Source organism: Erysipelatoclostridium sp. An173 (assembly GCF_963931465.1).
GTDB lineage: Bacteria > Bacillota_I > Bacilli_A > Erysipelotrichales > Coprobacillaceae > Thomasclavelia > Thomasclavelia merdavium.
Genome location: NZ_OZ007017.1, coordinates 56,265 through 76,539 on the forward strand (window position 1 = coordinate 56,265; position 20,275 = coordinate 76,539).

Below are 20,275 nucleotides of genomic sequence, written 5' to 3' on the forward strand. Positions count from 1 at the left end.
GATTGGATATTTTAATATTAATTTTTAAATTAGCGATATATAATAATTTTATATAGGGGTGATAATGATGAAAATTATGATTGTTGAAGATGATCCTGTTTTAGCGCGGGAGCTAGAATTATTACTTAAAAAATGGGATTTTCAAGTAAAAGCTGATATTGATTTTAAACATGTAGATAGACAATGTTTAAAATATGCACCAGATTTAATTTTATTAGATATCAATTTACCATATTATGATGGTTTTTATTGGTGTCAAAAGATTAGAAATACATCAACAGTACCGATTTTGTTTATTTCTAGTCGTGAACAAAATGCTGATAAAATAATGGCATTATCAGCTGGTGGTGATGATTATATTGAAAAGCCTTTTGATTTAGAAGTATTACTAGTCAAAATTAAAGCAATGTTAAGAAGAACATATGAATATAAACAATTAGAAAAAGAATATTTAGATGATGATACCTGCTATGATTTATTAAGCGGCCGATTAATTCATAATGATCAGGTTTTAGAGTTAACTAAATCAGAAAGTAAAATTATGACAACATTATTAGAACATCGTGGTAATTGTGTTAGTCGGGAACAATTGATGATGGTTTTATGGAATACAGATGAATTTGTAACTGATGCAACTTTATCAGTTCATATTTCAAGATTACGTAATAAATTAAAAGAATCAATGAGTGGACAAGAGGTTATCAAAACAAAAAAAGGAGTTGGTTACTATATTGATTAATTATTTAAAGAAAACCGGCTTGAAAATTTTATTTGCTATTAGTGTTATTGCTTTTATTAATATCTATTTTATTTTACTTTGTGGCAGTCGCCTATTTTTGGAAGATTTAATTTATTTAGATATAATTTTATGTTTTCTTTTAATTGTTGTAATTATTTTTGATTATTTAAAGTATTTACGATTAGTTAGATTAGAAAAACGGCAATTAGTTGACAAAGAAGAATTAAACTTAGTTTGTAGTAAGCAGATAGTTAATATATTTGCACATAATCAAAAATACTATGAACAAAAAATAAATTATTTAAATAATCAAATTCAAGATTTATCGGACTATATTTCAAAATGGTCACATGAAGCCAAATTACCACTTGCATCATTAAGATTAATGAATGAGCGTAATGAAAATGTTTTTTTAAAAAAAGATATTCGAGAAACTATTGAAAGATTACAACTGCTTTTAAATACTATGCTCATGAGCAGTAAATTAAAAAATCCTGAAAACGATATAAAAATAGAACGAATCCAGTTAACCCAAGTAATTAAAGAAGCAATAAAACATCAATCATATTTTTTAATCAACAAGCATTTTAGTATTGATATTCAATTTGATGATATTTATGTTTACAATGATCGTCGCTGGTTAACATATATGCTTGATCAGTTTATTGCAAATTCAATTAAATATTGTCAAGAAAGTCCTTGTTTAATATTTAAAATCATTGAAAATGATGCAATAACCTTAGTTGTAGAAGATAATGGAATTGGCATCAGTAAGGAAGATATGCCATACATATTTGATCGTGGTTTTGTAGGCAGCAACTTAAGAGATGGTGATTATCGTTCTACCGGAATGGGATTATATTTTGTTAAAGATATTGCTAAAAAATTGAATATTGAGGTTCAAGTTGATCAAAATTTTCATACGGGAACTCGTTTTTTTATTAAGTTTAAAGATAATCGGGATTATTTTTTCTTAGATTAAGAAAATGTAAGATTAGCGAATTAACTGTTAGATAGCTGTTAGGATTTTTGGAGTTCAACTTGATACAATTAAGTTGTAATCTAAGGAGGACTTGATATGAAAAAAGTAGTTGAAATTAAAAATCTCGTCAAAAGTTATGGCGGTAAAGATTATCAAACGAAAGTATTAAAAAACATTAATCTAGATATTTATGAAAATGACTTTATTGCTATTATGGGACCCTCAGGAGCAGGTAAATCGACATTATTAAATATGATCTCAACGTTAGATAAACCTACTCATGGTCAGATTATTATTGATGGTGAAGATGTCAGTAATGTTAGTAATAAACGCTTATCAAAAATTAGACAAGAGAAAATAGGTTTTATTTTTCAAGACTATAATTTATTAGATAATATGACTTTGGCTGATAATATTGCTTTACCACTTAGTTTAAACGGGATCAAAAATACTGAAGCAATTGCTCGAACTAAAGCAATGGCGGAATTGTTTGGCTTAAGTAATCATTTAAACAAATATCCTTATCAATTATCTGGTGGTCAAAAACAAAGAGGAGCTAGTGCCAGAGCTTTAATTACTAATCCTCGAATAATTTTTGCAGATGAACCAACCGGAGCCCTTGATTCTAAATCTAGTAAAGATTTATTAGTATCATTGAAAAATGCTAATGAACGTGGTAATGCTACTATTTTAATGGTTACTCACGATGCTTATAGTGCCAGCTATGCTAAACAGGTATATTTTTTAAGTGATGGATCAATTAAATGTCGCTTGAATCATACTGGTAAACGAGAACAATTCTATGATGAAATATTAAGTTTATTAGCTTCGATGGGAAGTGACCAACAATGAGTTTATTTAAACTAGCGTATTCTAATTTTAAAAGAAGTATTAAAAATTATGTGTCATTAATTATTTCATTATCGTTTTCGATTTTCGTTTTCTTTAATTTTCAAAACATTGCTTTTTCAGGAGCAATGGATGTATTAAAAGATCGAAATAGTGATTATATTACAACTATTATTGAAGTTATTTCGATTGTATTTGTTATCTTTGTCTTTTTCTTTATCTGGTATGCTACAAATGTTTTTTTAGCACAGCGAAAAAAAGAAATTGGAATCTTTACATTTATGGGACTAGACAATGGTAAGATTGGTAAAATGTATGTAATTGAAATTAGTTTAGTAGCTTTATTGTCATTAATAATTGGAATTGGATCAGGGGTAATTTTTTCTAAATTGTTTACAATGATTTTATTAGCTCTTTCTAATATTAGTGTTGATGTATCATTTAAATTAACTTTAGCACCATTTATAATTTCGATTAGTTTGTTTATAGTTATTTTTGCGATAATGATCATTAAAGGATATGTTAATATTGTAAAAAGCAGTGTTGTAGAAATGCTATCAGCTTCTAAACAAAATGAACTAAAGGTTACTAATGGTATTTTGGCTACTATTAAAGCAATAATAGGTATGATATTGTTGATTGCTGGTTACTACTGTGCATTGCAGGTTGGTGATCTAACATCATTTATGTATATTCTTTATGCAGTTGTTTTAGTAATCGTGGGTATTTACTTTTTGTATGATGGTGTTATTCCATTTGTAATCTATAAATTAATAGGTAATAAAAAATATCTATATCAAAAACAAAGAACATTATGGGTTAATAATATCGCCTTTAGATTAAAAAAGAATTACCGTACTTATGCGATTGTAACGATTTTAATGATTTGTTCAGTAACTGTTTTAGCTACTGCATTTGCAATGAAAGAACGCTATGACGGTATTGCTCATTTTAGAGATACTTATAATTATACAATTACAGCTAGTAAACAGTTAGATGAAAAACAAATAGCTGATGAAATCTCTAAAACTAATGAAGTAGAATTCTCTAATTCATATACAATGCTATCTTTAAACGATGAAGATGTAAGTAGTAAGTACACATATACTGCTAATGGAATCGTGTCATATAGCCAATTAAAACAACTGGCTAAAAAAGCCAATATTAATTTTGATTTACCAGAGTTAAATGATAATCAAGTAATTCAATTAACCCGATTATATTTAATAGATATTTCTGATCCAGTAAGTAATCCAACTATTACCATTAAAAACCAGGAATATCAAATAGTAGATGAAACTAATACATCTTATTTAGGAATTCTTCAAGAAAATATTAATACTTATGTTGTAAATGATAATGTTTATAAACAATTACAAGCAACAAGTAACGAAATAAATATTTATAATTATAAAATTGCTGATCCTAATAATTATCAGGCATCAATTGGATATTTAGATTCCTTAGTTGAAAGTGAAGGAGGAGCTGTTGGTTATGTAGCGCTTGATCCTTTATATAGTGATATTGCCTGGGTTCGTGTTACTTATTCTATTTGTATTTTCTTATTTATTGTCTTTATTTTAGCTAGTGGTAGTATTATTTTTATGAAGGTTAGCAATGAAGCTTATGAAGACCGTGAACGTTATCAGATTTTAAGAAAAATGGGCATTAGTGATCGAGTATTATCAAAATCAATTAAAAATGAAATTCGCTTTGCTTATTATTGTCCATTTGTATTAATGGTAATTACTTCCTACTTTTCAGTTCAGGCACTTGCCAATACAATGCAAACAGATTTATTTATTATAAATGTTGTTAGTGCATTAATAATACTAGTTATCTTTTATCTGGCATATTTGTTATCAGTGTTTGCTTTTAAACAAAAATGTTTAAGTGTTTATCTTTAAGTAACTATGTTTGTCATAGTTACTTTTTTGTTTACTTAATTGACTAAAATAGACATTTTTTGTTTTAATGTATTTATTAGGAGGTTAGATGATGAAAAGAGGAAAAAATCTTATTGAAGAATTTAAGAAATTTATTACTAGAGGTAATGTAATTGATATGGCTGTTGGGGTAATTATTGGGGGTTCTTTTACCACAATTGTTACTTCTTTAAATAATGATATTATTACACCGATATTAGGAATATTTGGTGGTGTTGATTTTTCAAATTTAAAATTAGTTTTAGGGAGTGGTAAAAATGCTCCGGTATTAGCTTATGGCAGTTTTATTACGGCAGTAATTAATTTTTTAATAGTTGCGTTTATTCTTTTTGCTTTGATAAAGTTAGTTAATTCAATTAATGAAAGTATTAAAGCAAAAATTGGTGAAGAAAATAAAGCTGAAGCTAAAGTAAAAATATGTCCTTTTTGTAAAGAAGAGATAAATATTGAAGCTTCAAGGTGTCCTCATTGTACATCAGTAATTGATGAGTAAAATGATTTATTATCATATAAATTGCATGTAAAAATCGGATAAGCTAGAATATAGCCAAAATATAGTTTAATTATTTTCCGTTATTTAGATATTGGAGATTATATATAAGATGATAAAAATTAATAAGTGAGGAATGTAATATGGAAATATTTTGGGGAATTCTAATTCCGTTTTTTGGAACTACTGCCGGTGCTGCCTGTGTATATTTTATGAAAGATAAAATCAATAATTATGTACTAAAGCTGTTACTTGGCTTTGCTTCAGGAGTCATGGTTGCTGCATCGGTCTGGTCATTGTTAATTCCAGCGATGGAAATGTCGGCTTCAATGGGAAAATTATCATTTTTACCAGCAGCGATTGGTTTTATGTTAGGAATTTTATTTTTGTTATTTTTAGATCATATGATTCCGCATATGCATTTAGATAATAAAGCTGAAGGACCTAAAAGTCATTTGAAAAAAACAACAATGTTAATATTAGCAGTTACAATGCATAATCTACCAGAAGGAATGGCAGTAGGAGTGTTATTTGCTGGGTTTCTTTCTGGGAATCAAGACATAACTTTTGCTGGAGCGATTGCTTTATCAATCGGTATAGCGATACAAAATTTTCCTGAAGGAGCTATAATTTCAATGCCATTAAAAGCTAGTGGCTTAACAAAAAATCGTTCTTTTCTTTATGGACTGTTATCAGGTATTGTTGAACCAGCAGGTGCTGTTATAACTATTCTATTTGCTTCTAAGATGGTACCAATTTTGCCATATTTATTAGCTTTTGCAGCTGGAGCAATGATTTATGTTGTAGTTGAAGAATTAATACCAGAAGCTTCTCAGGGAGAACATAGTAATCTTGCAACAATCGGTTTTGCCATTGGGTTTGTTATTATGATGATCTTGGATGTTGCCTTAGGATAATATTTACATAAACTTAATTGTCTTTGTCTATTTTAAATACTGTTTTTAAATATAATAAAAGCTGTAGGTGATGAAGATGAAAAAAAGAGTAGGAATGGGATTATTAACAGGATTGATGACAATCGGGACTAATATGTCAAATATTTTCGCTTATACAGGTAGTGAAAAAACTAATCTGCCTAGTATAGCATTAGTATTATTGATACCATTTATGTTAGGCGTTATTTATTTGGCGTTTAAAGGTGAAACTAAGTAAATAAAAATTAACAAACATTTAAGACAAATTAGATTTTAGATTATAAAAATTATTGTAAAATAAACGTAGGTATAAAGATAATGTTTTAGTCCTTTTATGCAATTTATACCTATATATTTTGAGTAACTTTCCAATCTTGAAAATGACAGTAATATTTACTGTCATTTTCTATTTCTAGAGAAAATTTAATATTTATTTAACATATTAGTGGTATTATCGAATATATATAAAGAATAAGATATAATTGAAAATGAAGGAGGCTTATTATGAACAGGATCGCGTTAATTGCAATAGGCTTATTTATAGTATTAGAATTGATAGTTAGAGATACTATAATTTGTGGAGTACCTCTTTGGTTATTAGGATTGATTTTATTTAGTGTTATTTGGATGACGATTGTTGGTATTAGTGATAAAGTAAAAATTGAAGATTTTTATTAAATATAAAAATAGGAGGCTGATATAAATCAGTCTCCATTTTTAAAGCGGTTTTTTACAAGCGATTAATAACATCATTGGTCGACGCATTTCATCTTTCATGCTTGGAAGATCCATCATTTCTTCAGGTGGTTGTGGTTCAACGATGTTAGTTAATAAAAAGCCATTATTTAAAAGAGTTTCAATATATGTTGTTAAAGTACGATGATATTTAGTTACTTTTTCATCTAGAAATATGGCCTCTCTTTTCCCTTCATAATAATAATTATCAACTGGAAAATGTAATATTTCACCATTATCATCATAATACCAGTCTTGAGATCCAGCTGATGTAAATATTGGATGTTCTACTGAAAAAACAAAATCACCACCTGGTTTTAACCAGTTATAAATATTTTTTATTAAAGAAATAAAGTCTTCAACATAATGGAAAGCTAAAGAACTTAAAATAATATCAAAACTTTCTTTCGATAAGTTTAAATCTTCCATTGCAATTTGCTGATATTCAATATTATCAGCACTATTAATTTCCTGGGCTTTTTGTAACATCCTTTTAGAAATATCTGTTCCTAAAACATATATGGCTCCATTATCGCTGGCGTATTTACAATGCCAGCCAAAACCACAGCCTAAATCAAGAACTTTTTTATCATGAAAATCTGGAAGAATTTTTTTAAGTTCATGCCATTCACCAGCACCATCTAAACCGTTTATTGAGCGATTCATTTGTAGATATTTATTAAAAAACACAAGGTTATCATAGTTATTTTCTTTCATATTCAATTTCTCTTTCTAAGTCACCGTTGTTTTCATAAATTCCAAATGAGGAAGATAGTAATAAAAATAAAATACCAGTATGAACCCAAAAAATAGTGTAATCTAAAGTACCGTGTAACAAAATTACAGTAATACATGAAATTACTAAGGCAACATAACGAATATTTAATCTTTTTTTATATACTTTAATTAATCTTTTAAAATTATCAATAACATAAGGAACTAGCACGGATATTCCAATTACCCCAAAGGATAAAATAGGATCTAAATAAACGCTATGAGCATGTTGAGTAACGTGACCGTGATATTTTTCAAAGATCATCATATATGTCATAGGCCCTTGACCAAATAAAGGATGAGCTTTGATACCAGTAATAGCAGCTCGCCATATTTTCATTCTAACGGCAAAGTTGTCAAAGATTCGTTCAATACGTGGAAATTGTTCCGGATTAAAGATAAAGTAAATGCCACAAAGTACACAGGCAAGAGCTATTAATAAACAAATACGGAAATTTTTATTAACGATTAAAAATACTAACATTGCCCCAGCTGTTGCAATTAATGCAGTTCGACAACCAGTCATATACAGTAAAAAGAAATTAATTAAAGCTACTACAAAATAATAAGCTTGTTTCTTTAAGTCTTTAGTTCCAAATATTTTATAACCAATCATCATAATAATAAATTCAATCATCATTGCATAATAATTGGCATTGAAAAATACTGAATTAAGACGATTTTCTCGACGGCTGAATACTTTTAAGGTAAAATGGTCATACCCAAGCCGTTGTAAAATTTGGGTTTGTTCATATAATCCATATATTGCCCATAAAACTGATAGTGCAATTAATAAATCAAGAATAAACTCAAAAGTGTCTTGATTGATATATTGGCGATAATATAGCATTAGTGAAACAGCTATAAAAATTAAAGCTAGGCAACCAACACCAATCCAGTTTTGATAAATTAGAGATACTATTAAACTTATTGCCATGAAAATAAGTAAATATTTGGATTTTGGGGTGGTTTTATAAGCATTAATAATTTTTTTGGTATACAATAAATATATTGTTACAATTAATAAAAAAGGGACACAAATATAAAAAGGTGTCGATAAACTAAGTGCTATTGCAATTAATAGCAGCTGTTCTTTAGAAAAACGGTTTTTTAATGAATCTAAATATTGCATAACAGACCTCCAAGTACTGTTACTATAGCATAAAATTAAAGTGGTTACAAATAAGGAGAAGTAATGGAAAAGTACCTATATGTATTCAATTATCCGCCTGAAGAACGTGATTTATGTGCATTAGAATTTCGGGCATTATTTAAAGAAGAATATTTAAGCAAATATTATTTAAGTAATATTAATTATAGTGTTGATCAAAGTGTTTTTATGAAAGCTAAGGTTGATATTTGGTCTGTAGATAAAAACTTTGATCGATTAATAGAGAAAGTTAAACAATTGCATTATGAGTTTGAGGAATTTAAGGTTATTTATTTAAAAAATGAAATTAGCCATGTTGATTATCAAGAAACATTGCAGAAGTGCAAAGATATTTCCTGGGCTATTGAAGGAACTGTTAATATGTCTAAACCTAAACATATTATTGCAATTACTAAGTTGAATCAATTATGGCTTTGTGGCTATTATCATCATGGTATTCCATCGTGGAAAAAACATGATGATAAACCGAATACTTTTTCTAACTCGTTAGATATTAGACTGGCTAGAACGTTAGTTAACATTGCCTATCAAGGTGATAAAAGCTTAAAAATAGTTGATCCTTGTTGTGGAATGGCGACTGTAGTTTTAGAAGGATTAGCACTAGGACTAAATATTGAGGGATTTGATATTTCTCGGGAAATATCATGGCAAGCACGAAAAAACTTAAAATACTATGGTTATAATGAGTATTTAATTAATAAGGTAAGTATTCATAATTTGGATAAACATTATGATGTTGCCATAATTGATTTACCTTATAATTTATATACACCAATTAGCTATCAAGAGCAGTGCCAAATAATTGAATCATCAAGAAGAATCTGTAATCGACTAGTGATAGTTACATTTGAAGAAATGTCTGGTGAAATTATTAAGGCTGGATATAATATAGACGATAGTTGTTTTCGAAGAAAGGGCGAAAAAAATAAATTTGGGCGCTATATTTATGTTTGCAGCTAAATTATAAAGTAAATTGGCTATAATTATTTATAGTTGGGAGGGTAACAATGAAATTATTAAAATACATTAAAGATTATCGGTTTCCAGCTATTGGCGGATTTGTTTCCAAGATAGCTGAAGCCGCTTTAGAATTATTAGTACCACTAGTAATGGCTGATATTATCGATGTTGGAATTGCTAATAATGATCAAAATTATATTTTATCACGGGGATTAATATTAGTAGCATTAGCTGTTATTGGATATCTGTTTGCGTTGATATGTCAATATTATGCATCAGTAACATCACAAAGTGTAGGGACTAAACTTAGAGAGGATATGTATCATCAGATAAATCGCTATGATCATCACAATTTAGATAAATTAAATGCACCAACATTAGTAACTCGATTAGTAAATGATGTTGTTCAAATTCAATTAGCAATTGCTATGACGATTCGTTTAACATCAAGAGCTCCTTTTATTATGTTAGGTTCATTATTTTTAGCCTTTTTAATCAGTGGTCCATTAGCCTTGATCTTTGTTTGTGGAGCAGTGATCTTAGCAATTGTCATGTTATTAATTACAATAGTTTCAATGCCATATTTTAATCGGGTCCAACAAAAACTTGATCAAATAAGTTTAATTGTACGCGAAAACTTAAATGGAATTCGAGTTATTAGAGCTTTTGCTTCACAAGACAAAGAAATTAATAAGTTTAAACAGGAAACTAAAAGTCAAAAAGATATTCAAGTTAAAGTAGGTAGTATTCAGGCGTTATTGAATCCTTTTACACAATTGATCGTAAATGTCGCAATTGTATTAATTATTTATTTTGGTGGGGTCCAGGTAAATATTGGTGGATTATCACAAGGTGAAGTTATTGCTTTAGTTAATTATATGAATTCAATTCTTTTAGCTTTGATTGTTTTTGCAAATGTTATCTCTATTTACAATAAAGCTGGAGCTAGTTATTCACGAATATTTGAAGTGTTAGAAACTAATCCTGATATTACAAGTTTATCTAATGAAACAGATTGGAATGATACACCGGTTTGTTTGGAGTTTAAAAATGTTGATTTTGCTTATAATAAAAAGAATGTTTTAACAAACATTAATTTTAAAATTTACACAGGTCAGACAATTGGTATTATTGGCGGAACTGGTGCAGGTAAAACTTCTTTAGTAAATCTAATTGCTCGTTTTTATGATGTTAATAATGGAGAAATTTATTTAAATGAAAAGCCAATTAAAGACTATGATTTACAATCACTACGAAGTTTCATTGGTTTTGTACCTCAGTATGCTTCTTTGATTTCAGGAACGATAAGAGAAAATCTGCAATTAGGTAATCAAAACGCTAGTGATGAAAAATTAATGACGGCTTTACAAATTGCACAGGGAGTAGAATTAGTAGAAGATAAAGAAAGGGGCTTAGATACATTTATTGACCAAGGTGGTAAAAACTTATCTGGTGGTCAAAAACAGCGTCTAACTATTGCTAGGGCTTTAGTAAAAGATCCCAAGATTTTAATCTTAGATGATAGTTCAAGTGCTCTTGATTATGCTACCGATTTTAGGTTACGTCAGGAATTAAAGAAATTGCAAATGACTAAAATTATTATTTCACAAAGAATTGCTTCTGTTGAACAGGCTGATAAAATTCTTGTTTTATATCATGGTGAATTAGTTGGCTATGATAGTCATGAAAATTTGATGAAGAATTGCCAGATTTATCAAGAAATTTATGCTTCTCAGCATAGTGGGGATGGTGATTTACATGGATAATAAAACTATTATGCGTTTAATTACATATTGTAAACCGTATCGAATTATTTTAATTGGGATTTTTGTTTTATCTTTTATAAGTGTTTGTTTAACACTGATTACTCCAATTCTATTTGGTCAAGCTATTGATTTATTGATTGGAGTAGGTAAAGTTGATTTTAATGCTTTAATAAATCAATTGTTATTTATTGTTTTAATAATTATTGCTGGGTCGATAGTACAATGGATATTATCACAGCTAACAAACAAAATAACTTATAATATTACTAATGATTTACGAGATCGAATTTTTGAAAAGATTCATTTATTACCACTAAAATATATTGATCAACATCCTCATGGAGATATTATTGGACGAGTTATTAATGATATTGATTTAATAGGCAGTGGTTTATTGCAAAGTTTTACTAGCTTGTTTACAGGAATTGCAACGATCGTAGGGACAATTATTATTATGTGTTTAATTAATTTGACGATTGCAGCAGTAGTAATTGTTTTAACACCATTATCACTTTTAGTAGCTTCATTGATTGTTAAAAGAACACATTTATATTTTCAAGAACAATTAGAGATTCGTGGTGATATGAATGGATATATTGAAGAAATGATCGGTAATCAACGTTTGATTAAAGCATTTAATTATGAAGAATTAAATGAACAAAGATTTGCACAAATTAATCAGCGGATGCATGTTAGTGGCGTTAAATCCCAGTTTTATGGTGCTTTGATAAATCCTACAACAAGAATAGTCAACAGTTTAGTTTATGGTGCAGTTGGTGTTTTTGGGGCAATTAGTGTTTTAAATGGACATTTTAGTGTTGGATTATTATCGAGCTTTTTAACATATGCCAATCAATACACTAAACCATTTAATGAAATTTCTTCAGTAATGACAGAAATGCAAACTGCTCTTGCAGCTAGTGGAAGAGTATTTAAATTATTAGATGAAAAAGTTGAAAAACCAGTTGCTAATCCGCAAACGATTGAAAATATCAGTGGACAGGTTTGTTTAAAGGATGTTTGTTTTAGCTATAATCCTGATATATCATTAATTGAAAATTTAAGTTTAGAAGCTAAACCAGGACAAACAGTTGCTATTGTTGGTAAAACTGGTTGTGGGAAAACGACTTTAATAAATTTATTAATGCGTTTCTATGATCAAAACAGTGGTACTATCCAAGTAGATAACATTGATACTAGAGATATGGAAAGAAATTATTTACGACGATTATACGGAATGGTTTTACAAGAATCTTGGATCTTTAAAGGGACAATTAAAGAAAATATTGCTTATGGAAAAAGTGATGCAAGTGATCAAGAAATAATTGCTGCGGCCAAAAAAGCCCGGGTTCATAAGTTTATTATGAAGTTACCAGAAGGGTATGATACGTTAGTAGAAGAAGATGGTGGCAATCTTTCTCAAGGACAAAAACAGTTAATTTGTATAGCTCGAATTATGCTTACTAAACCACCGATGTTGATTTTAGATGAAGCGACTAGTTCGATTGATACACGAACTGAATTACAAATCCAGGAAGCTTTTGATATTATGATGGAAGGAAGAACGACATTTATTGTTGCCCATCGTTTATCGACGATTAAAAATGCTGATGTTATTTTAGTAATGGATAAAGGTCGTATTTTAGAACAAGGAACGCATCGAGAATTGTTAGCTAAACATGGTTATTATTATAATCTATACCATAGTCAGTTTAATTTAGGAAACAGTCAATAAAATGACTGTTTTTAATCTTTTTAACAAAAAAAATGAAAATATTTATCTTTTTTCTAAAAATAATTTATTAAAATAAATTATTATATTGACAAATAAGAATTACAAGTGTATTTTTATTCTTAACAATATTAAGGGGGAAGAAAAATGAATGGTTTAGTATTGCTCGTTATCGCAATGGTAGTTTTGATCGTTGCTTATGTTGTTTACGGGCGTTATTTGGAAAGAACATGGGGAGTTGATCCAAATGCTAAAACCCCTGCGATTAAGAATGATGATGGCGTTGATTATGTACCTAGTAATAAATGGAATGTTTTCGCACATCAATTTTCTTCAATTGCGGGTGCTGGGCCAGTAACTGGACCGGTTATGGCATTGATGTTTGGTTGGATACCAACTGTTTTATGGATCCTTGTAGGTGGTATTTTCTTTGGTGCTGTTCAAGATTTTGGGGCATTATATGCTTCAGTTAAATCTGATGGTAAATCGATGGGCGGAATTATCGAAGAATATATTGGTAAAACAGGAAGAAAATTATTCTTTTTATTTTGCTGGTTATTTACATTACTTGTAATTGCAGCTTTTGCCGATATGGTAGCTGGTACATTTAATGGCTTTGGGGCTGATGGTTCAAAAGTTGCTGCTAATGGTTCAGCTGCTTCGATTTCAATGTTGTACATTGTTGTTGCAATCGGATTTGGTTTCTTTTTAAGAAAATTCAAAGTTAGTGGTAAATTACAAGCGGCTATTGGAATTGTTTTGATTTTATTGATGTTAGCAGTAGGAATTGCTTTTCCAATTTATTTTGATAAAACAACATGGTTATATGTAGTGTTTGTCTATATTTTCTTTGCATCAATTACACCAATGTGGTTATTAAAACAACCTCGTGATTATTTAACTACATTCTTATTTGTAGGAATGATCATTGCAGCTGTTGTTGGTGTGCTTATTTACAATCCAACTATTTCTACACCTGCATTTACTGGATTTGTAACTGATAGTGGAAGTTACTTATTCCCAACATTATTTGTAACTATTGCTTGTGGGGCAGTTTCTGGATTCCACTCTTTGGTTTCTTCAGAAACAAGCAGTAAACAAATTGAAAATGAAAAAGATATGTTACAAGTTGGATATGGTTCAATGTTATTAGAATCATTATTAGCAATCTTAGTTGTTGTTGTAGTTGGGTCTTTATCTTCATTAATTGCTGATGGTACTTTAAATCAACAACTTACAGCAATGGTAACTGTTGAAGGTGGAGCTACTCCATTTACTCAATTTGCAGTTGGGGTTACTGGTTTTGTTTCTCAATTAGGATTACCTCAAGAATGGGGAATTTGTATTATGACAATGTTTGTTTCAGCATTAGCATTAACTTCATTAGATGCTGTAGCAAGAATTAGTCGTTTATCATTCCAAGAATTCTTTGAAATAGAACCTGGTCAAGAACAATCTGGAATAAATAAATTTTTAACAAATAAATATGTAGCTACATTAATTTCATTATTCTGTGGATATTTATTATCTTTAGGTGGTTACAACAATATTTGGCCATTATTTGGATCAGCTAACCAGTTATTAGCTGCGATGGTATTAATTAGTATTTCAGTATTCTTAAAGGTAACTGGAAGAAAAGGATGGATGTTATATATCCCAATGTGTTTAATGTTAGTTGTAACATTAACTTCATTAGGAATGTCAATTTATAACATTGTTACTGCATGGATGACAACAGGAACAATTGATTTCTTGACATCTGGATTACAATTAATTGTAGCAGTATTGTTAGTTGCTTTAGGTGTATTAGTAGCATTCTTTGATTTCAAAAAATTATTTGAATCTAAAAAAGCAACAGCGTAATTAAAGATAAAAGTGCTAATTGTTAGGATTAGCACTTTTTTATAAGAAATAAAATCACGATTTTTTTAATCATTTAACATTTTATCAGACATTTTTTTAGCAATTAATATTAATGCAATGGCTAATGCGGCTAAAATAGCAGAGCCTAGATACCCCATCACATATGATCCAGTTGCATCATAGAAGCTGGCTGAAATTTTTGGTCCGACAAAAGCTCCAATACCATATCCAATAAAAATCAATCCATAATTACGATTATAATATTTTGAGCCAAAGATTATTTTAACCATTGGTGCAAAGACAACTAGCAGCCCCCCAAAAGAAAAGCCAACTAAAGCAATACATAAAATGAAATAAATATAAGAATCAGCAATAGTTAACATTAACATTGAAATACCGTTAATAACTAAAACTAGTAGCAGAGAATTCCAGCCTTTTAATTTATCATAGATAAAGCCGAATGCAATTCGTCCAAACATATTAAATAAAGTCATTAAACTTACACATAGAGCAGCATCCATTGCTGATAAACCAATTTGATTTTGAGCAATTGGTGATGTGGCACTAACCATCATAGTACCAGCAGCATTAGCAAAAATAAACATTAATAACAAAACCCAGAAAATTGGTGTTTTAACCATTTGAGGAATATTGTAATCTTTAGTGTTTAATTCTTTGCTTTGTTCAGTAGATGGAACCCATCCTTCAGGAGTCCAGCCATCAGGGCAAGGAACGATCATCCAGGCTACTAGACCAACCCCAATTAAAAAGATAATTCCTAAAATTTTACAAGCACTTTGAGCCCCATAATTGTCAATTAACATTTGGGCAATTGGTGACATGATAAATGGACCACAAGCAGCTCCAGCTTGAACTAAACCAGAAATAGATCCGCTTTTATCAGGAAACCATTTTAATGCTGTTGGTAAACAGGCTGGATAAATCATCCCAGCACCAGCTCCAGCGATAAAACCATATGCAATATAAAGGAATGGAATTGTATTAGCAAAACCAGTTAAGATCCACCCTCCTGCAAATAAAGCTAATCCGATATAAATGGCGATTCGTGGCTGGAGTTTTTCAGCTAAAATTCCGCCTAGAAAGCCAACAGCACAATAAATAAACATATAAATGGTATAAGCCATTGAAAAATCAGAACTACTCCAACCAAATTGATTGCATAATGGTAATGCAAATAAACTGAAGAAAGCAGTAGCTGATGTAAATAAACTTTGTATCCAAACTCCCGCGAAAACACGCCAGCGAGTTGCTTTAGTAATTTTCATTCTTTTAATCCTCCATTATTGTAAAGTTCCTAAATCTAATGGAATATCACGACCGTTAAATTTTCCAGCTTCGCGACTAGTTCCCATCCAATAAACCATATCAGTAATGTCTTCAACGTCTAAAAATGGGACCCCGGCATACATATCTTCAACAGATGTAAAGTTATTACCAGTTAATTCATTGATAAATTCAACATAATCCATTGTTTCGCACATTGGAGTTTTTACTTTAGTTGGACATAAAGCATTAACAATTATTCCTTTAGAACCTACTTCTTTAGCTAATGTTCTAGTAAGATCGATAATGCCCCACTTAGACATACAATAAGTTGCTAGCTTTGGAGTTCCGTACAATCCTGAAGTCGAAGAAATATTAATAATTCGCCCAAACCCTTGTTTTAACATATATTTAGTAGCATATTTATCAGTTCGCCAAGTTCCAATTAAATTAATATTAATCACTTTTTCTACTTGCTCATCAGTTAACTCCCAAGTGTATCCAAAATTAATAACTCCAGCGTTAGCGATAACAACATCTAAACGCCCAAATGTTTCCCAGGCTTTACTAAATAGTTTTTCCATATCTTCGTTATTAGTAATGTCACAACGCATTGCTAGAACTTTAGCACCTTGATTTTGACATTCTTTGATCGTTTCTTGAAAATGTTCATTTTCAGGCTCTAACATATCTGCTAAAACCACATCAAAATTATTTTTTGCATATTTATAAGCGTGACCACGCCCTTGTCCCATTGCTCCTCCGGTAATTAGGACAACTTTTTTATCGTTCATATTAATCCTCCCTTGTTATTTTTTTCACGTAACTAGTATAATCCTTATAATAGTTTTAAAGTCAATTAGCTATTTTGCTTGTTATATTGTAAAATTTTATAGAAAATATGGTAAAATAATGACATTAACATTAAAATAATTTGAAAGTTGGGGAAGATAAATGTATACGACATATACTATTGGTGAATTAGCAAAAATATTAGGAGTTACTGCAGAAACAATTCGTTATTATGAACGAAAGTATAAATGCTACTATTAATATGTACAAAAACGATCATATAAAAATGTACAAAATCAATTCAACATAATATAATAATTCAGTTTTTATTGGAGGTTATATTATGATTATGAATTTAACAGTTAGTTCAAGTATTGAGATTAATTGTTTGCTTGATTTACCAAAATTGAAAGTATTAGTAGAGGAGTTAAAATTGAAAATAAATAAATCACAAATTGCCCGAGAGCTTGGTGTAGATAGAAGATTGATTGATAAATATATGAATGGTTATACTAAGCCAAAGAAAAGAGAAAGAAAAAGTAAGTTAGATAATTTTTATCAAATAATATATGACTTGCTGATCAATCAAAATACTCAGGTTTTCTTTTATAAAAGAGTTTTATGGCAATATCTAAAAGATAATCATGGATTAGAGTGCTCAGCTTCCCATTTTAGAAAGTGGATCAGCCAGCATGAGGAATTTGATAAATACTTTAATGGCAGAACAAACAGGACAGTAAATGGTAAAATTAGAAACAATATGACAAATCATCGGTCAATCAAAAGAGAGACTGGTATGGGAGTTGAGGCACAATTGGATTGGAAGGAAAATATGCATTATACCTTAAGCACAGGTGAGGTTATTGAATTAAATATCTTTGCACTTGTATATTCCTATTCAAGATATAGGATTAATTTCATCTCACTTACAAAAAAGCAGGGTGCTCTGTTTCATTATCTTGATCAGGCATTTGAAGCAGCTGGTGGTGTGCCTGACATCTTAAAAACCGATAATATGAAAACAGTCATGGATGAGGCAAGAACAGAATATTCGAGTGGAAAGGTCAATGCAAAGTTTCAACAGTTTGCGGATGATTATGGCTTTATAGTGAAACCTTGTATTGCCGGAAAACCATGGAGTAAAGGGAAGGTTGAAGCGCCAATGAAATTATGGGATGAACTATATGCTTATAATGGGAAGCTGAACTATGCACAACTGAATGAAAAAGTAATGGAAATCAATGAAAGAAATAATTGCCAGGTGCACAGTGAAATAGGAAAAATTCCGAAACTTCATATCCAAAAAGAAAAAGATTTCTTATCCCCTTTACCACAAGAAAAGATAAGAAATCAGTATAAAATCACCATTAGACCAGTAAAAGTAGATTCACAGAGTTTGTTTTCCTATAAAGGTAATAAATATTCCGCACCACCAGAATATATTGGTAAAACAGTGAAACTACAGATATTTGATGATTATATACATGTGTATTCTAACACAAGACTTATAACAATTCATCAAATATCTCAATCAAAATATAATTATCATGAAGAACATTATCAAAAAATATATGAAGTAAGTTTTAAAGACAGTTCGGATGAAATCAAACAATTAGCCAAGGCAAATTTAAATTTGATAGGAGAAATATACAATGAGTAGTACATATATGCAATTGAAAAATAACCTGAATTACTTGAAGTTAAGTCAAATGAATGAAAATTTAGATGAGATGTTGGATTATATAACCAGAAACAATCTATCTTTTACAGAAGGATTGATCAAATTGACGCAGATAGAAATCGATCATAGAGAAAAGAATATGGTCAAGTCAATGGTTAAGGTAGGGGCATTTCCTCATCATAAAGAATTAAGGGATTTTGATTTTGATTTTCAGTCATCAATAAACAAACAGCAGATATTGGATTTTGAGACACTCAGATTCATCGAGAATTGTGAAAACATCGTATTTCTGGGTAATAGTGGTGTAGGTAAAACACACCTGGCTGTAAGTATAGGCATTGCCGCGGCAAAGCGTAGAAATAGTACATATTTCATCAAATGTCATAATCTTATTCAACAATTGAAGAAAGCAAATAACGAGAACAGATTGGAAGATAGACTTCGCCATTTTACCAAATATAAAGTACTGATCATAGATGAACTTGGCTATCTTCCGATTAATAAAGATGATGCGAAATTGTTTTTTCAATTGATAGATAGACGTTATGAAAAAAGAAGCACGATATTAACTACAAATATCAATTTTAGTGAGTGGGATGAAGTCTTCTGTGATGTGGTCATGGCAAACGCTATTTTAGACAGAATCCTTCATCACGCGCACGTGGTAACTATAACGGGTAAATCCTATCGATTAAAAGATCAAATGAAGCCAAATGAAGAGGAATCCTAATACTTAAAAATGCTCTTGATTATATTGAGAAGGAACACAATTGTACATCATAAATGATCATTTTTGTACAAAATTATATTGACATTTATACGAAAGAATATCATCCAGCCTATTCATGATGAAAATAGTGGCTATCGCTACTATACCGCATGGGATTTGCATATGCTTATAAGAGCTCGTTGTTATCTTGGTTTTGGTTTTAATATTGAGCAGGTAAAAGAAATACTCCAGAAGGAAAGTATTGAAAAAATAGATGATCTATTATCAAAACAAGAAGAAATAATTCAAGAAAATATTATTTATCAAATGAATATTTTAAAAAAATTAAAAGCTAATCGTTCTTTGATAAATGACGCTAAAAAACAAGACCATCAGCTAGAACTAAAAATGCGTCCTGGAATTTATCGTATTGACAGCCAAAAATGTTATAATTTGTTTTTATCAAAAAAAGAGCAGGAAGCATTAAAACAATTTTGTCAAAAAGTTCCGTTTATTTTTTCTACTGCACTATTTCCTAAAGAAAACGTTGAAAAACAAAATACTGATTTTTATTTTGGAGTTGGCGTTGAAGAAGAATTTGCGCAGCTTCTTGATATTAAAGAAACAGAATATGTTAAATACTATCCACCATGTCAATGTTTATATCTGTGTATTTCATCACGTTCGAGCCAATTTTTAACATATCAGGTTTTAAATCCGGCATTTGAGTATATGAAAAAGCATAATTTACAACTAGCTGGTGATATAATTACTCAAATTGTTTCAATGTGTAAGCCAGATCAAGAATATTTTAACTGGCATAATATCTGGATACCAATCGAATAAAAAACTCACATCAAGCGATGT

At 29.8% G+C, this 20,275-nt stretch carries 19 protein-coding genes and 1 pseudogene; 16 read left to right on the forward strand and 4 right to left on the reverse strand.

Annotated elements, in window-relative coordinates:
• The first annotated feature begins 67 nt into the window (after positions 1-67).
• The 8 genes from ABGT36_RS00280 to ABGT36_RS00315 all read left to right on the forward strand — a co-directional run bounded on the left by ABGT36_RS00280 (position 68) and on the right by ABGT36_RS00315 (position 6,619).
• The gene (locus ABGT36_RS00280) at positions 68-739 is read left to right on the forward strand and encodes a response regulator transcription factor (protein ID WP_346676377.1); all 672 of its coding nucleotides are present in this window, start codon (positions 68-70) and stop codon (positions 737-739) included.
• Positions 732-1,721 carry a HAMP domain-containing sensor histidine kinase gene (locus tag ABGT36_RS00285; RefSeq protein ID WP_087373586.1) on the forward strand — a complete coding sequence of 330 codons (990 nt, stop codon included), beginning with the start codon at positions 732-734 and terminating at the stop codon, positions 1,719-1,721. The genes ABGT36_RS00280 and ABGT36_RS00285 overlap by 8 nt, the downstream gene beginning before the upstream one ends.
• Positions 1,722-1,817: 96 nt before the next feature.
• Positions 1,818-2,573 (forward strand): ABC transporter ATP-binding protein, encoded by a 756-nt coding sequence (locus ABGT36_RS00290; RefSeq protein WP_346676378.1) that lies wholly within the window; start codon positions 1,818-1,820, stop codon positions 2,571-2,573.
• The gene (locus tag ABGT36_RS00295) at positions 2,570-4,477 is read left to right on the forward strand and encodes an ABC transporter permease (RefSeq protein WP_346676379.1); all 1,908 of its coding nucleotides are present in this window, start codon (positions 2,570-2,572) and stop codon (positions 4,475-4,477) included. Before ABGT36_RS00290 ends, ABGT36_RS00295 begins: the two co-directional genes overlap by 4 nt.
• A gap of 88 nt (positions 4,478-4,565) precedes the next feature.
• Positions 4,566-5,009 (forward strand): large conductance mechanosensitive channel protein MscL, encoded by a 444-nt coding sequence (gene mscL / locus ABGT36_RS00300; RefSeq protein ID WP_204215267.1) that lies wholly within the window; start codon positions 4,566-4,568, stop codon positions 5,007-5,009.
• 140 nt (positions 5,010-5,149) lie between these two features.
• Entirely contained in the window at positions 5,150-5,923 is a 774-nt protein-coding gene (locus tag ABGT36_RS00305) for a ZIP family metal transporter (protein ID WP_346676380.1), read from the forward strand.
• A gap of 76 nt (positions 5,924-5,999) precedes the next feature.
• Complete coding sequence (locus ABGT36_RS00310) at positions 6,000-6,179, forward strand: hypothetical protein (RefSeq protein WP_087302464.1); 180 nt, start codon at positions 6,000-6,002, stop codon at positions 6,177-6,179.
• Between the two features lie 266 nt (positions 6,180-6,445).
• Positions 6,446-6,619, forward strand: a complete 174-nt coding sequence (locus ABGT36_RS00315) for a hypothetical protein (protein ID WP_204245277.1) — start codon at positions 6,446-6,448, stop codon at positions 6,617-6,619.
• A gap of 39 nt (positions 6,620-6,658) precedes the next feature.
• Here ABGT36_RS00315 and ABGT36_RS00320 read toward each other — a convergent pair whose 3' ends face one another.
• Complete coding sequence (locus ABGT36_RS00320; RefSeq protein WP_346676381.1) at positions 6,659-7,393, reverse strand: class I SAM-dependent methyltransferase; 735 nt, start codon at positions 7,391-7,393, stop codon at positions 6,659-6,661.
• On the reverse strand, positions 7,380-8,582 hold the full coding sequence (locus ABGT36_RS00325) for an O-antigen ligase family protein (protein WP_346676382.1): 1,203 nt from the start codon (positions 8,580-8,582) through the stop codon (positions 7,380-7,382). Before ABGT36_RS00325 ends, ABGT36_RS00320 begins: the two co-directional genes overlap by 14 nt.
• A 63-nt stretch (positions 8,583-8,645) precedes the next feature.
• Here ABGT36_RS00325 and ABGT36_RS00330 point away from each other — a divergent pair, with 63 nt between their 5' ends.
• The 4 genes from ABGT36_RS00330 (at position 8,646) to ABGT36_RS00345 (ending at position 14,942) form a co-directional block, all read left to right on the forward strand.
• Positions 8,646-9,581 (forward strand): methyltransferase, encoded by a 936-nt coding sequence (locus tag ABGT36_RS00330; RefSeq protein ID WP_346676383.1) that lies wholly within the window; start codon positions 8,646-8,648, stop codon positions 9,579-9,581.
• A gap of 47 nt (positions 9,582-9,628) precedes the next feature.
• A complete protein-coding gene (locus ABGT36_RS00335; protein ID WP_087301548.1) occupies positions 9,629-11,347 on the forward strand; it encodes an ABC transporter ATP-binding protein in 1,719 nt (572 codons plus the stop codon).
• A complete protein-coding gene (locus ABGT36_RS00340; RefSeq protein ID WP_296884467.1) occupies positions 11,340-13,082 on the forward strand; it encodes an ABC transporter ATP-binding protein in 1,743 nt (580 codons plus the stop codon). Before ABGT36_RS00335 ends, ABGT36_RS00340 begins: the two co-directional genes overlap by 8 nt.
• 144 nt (positions 13,083-13,226) lie before the next feature.
• Positions 13,227-14,942, forward strand: a complete 1,716-nt coding sequence (locus ABGT36_RS00345) for a carbon starvation protein A (protein ID WP_087301552.1) — start codon at positions 13,227-13,229, stop codon at positions 14,940-14,942.
• Between the two features lie 65 nt (positions 14,943-15,007).
• Here the strand turns inward: ABGT36_RS00345 and ABGT36_RS00350 are convergent, their stop codons facing one another.
• Complete coding sequence (locus ABGT36_RS00350) at positions 15,008-16,228, reverse strand: OFA family MFS transporter (RefSeq protein ID WP_346676384.1); 1,221 nt, start codon at positions 16,226-16,228, stop codon at positions 15,008-15,010.
• Between the two features lie 15 nt (positions 16,229-16,243).
• Positions 16,244-17,020 (reverse strand): SDR family NAD(P)-dependent oxidoreductase, encoded by a 777-nt coding sequence (locus ABGT36_RS00355; protein WP_346676385.1) that lies wholly within the window; start codon positions 17,018-17,020, stop codon positions 16,244-16,246.
• A gap of 160 nt (positions 17,021-17,180) precedes the next feature.
• On the opposite strand from ABGT36_RS00355, the gene ABGT36_RS00360 reads away from it, so the two are divergent.
• From ABGT36_RS00360 to ABGT36_RS00375, 4 genes and pseudogenes are all read left to right on the forward strand, one after another.
• Positions 17,181-17,279 carry a MerR family DNA-binding transcriptional regulator gene (locus ABGT36_RS00360; RefSeq protein WP_346676386.1) on the forward strand — a complete coding sequence of 33 codons (99 nt, stop codon included), beginning with the start codon at positions 17,181-17,183 and terminating at the stop codon, positions 17,277-17,279.
• An 82-nt stretch (positions 17,280-17,361) separates the two neighbouring features.
• Positions 17,362-18,674: pseudogene (istA, locus tag ABGT36_RS00365) on the forward strand (IS21 family transposase).
• A complete protein-coding gene (istB, locus tag ABGT36_RS00370; protein WP_087357274.1) occupies positions 18,671-19,429 on the forward strand; it encodes an IS21-like element helper ATPase IstB in 759 nt (252 codons plus the stop codon). Before istA ends, istB begins: the two are co-directional and overlap by 4 nt.
• A 78-nt stretch (positions 19,430-19,507) precedes the next feature.
• Entirely contained in the window at positions 19,508-20,254 is a 747-nt protein-coding gene (locus ABGT36_RS00375; RefSeq protein ID WP_346678611.1) for a MerR family transcriptional regulator, read from the forward strand.
• Positions 20,255-20,275: the final 21 nt, after the last annotated feature.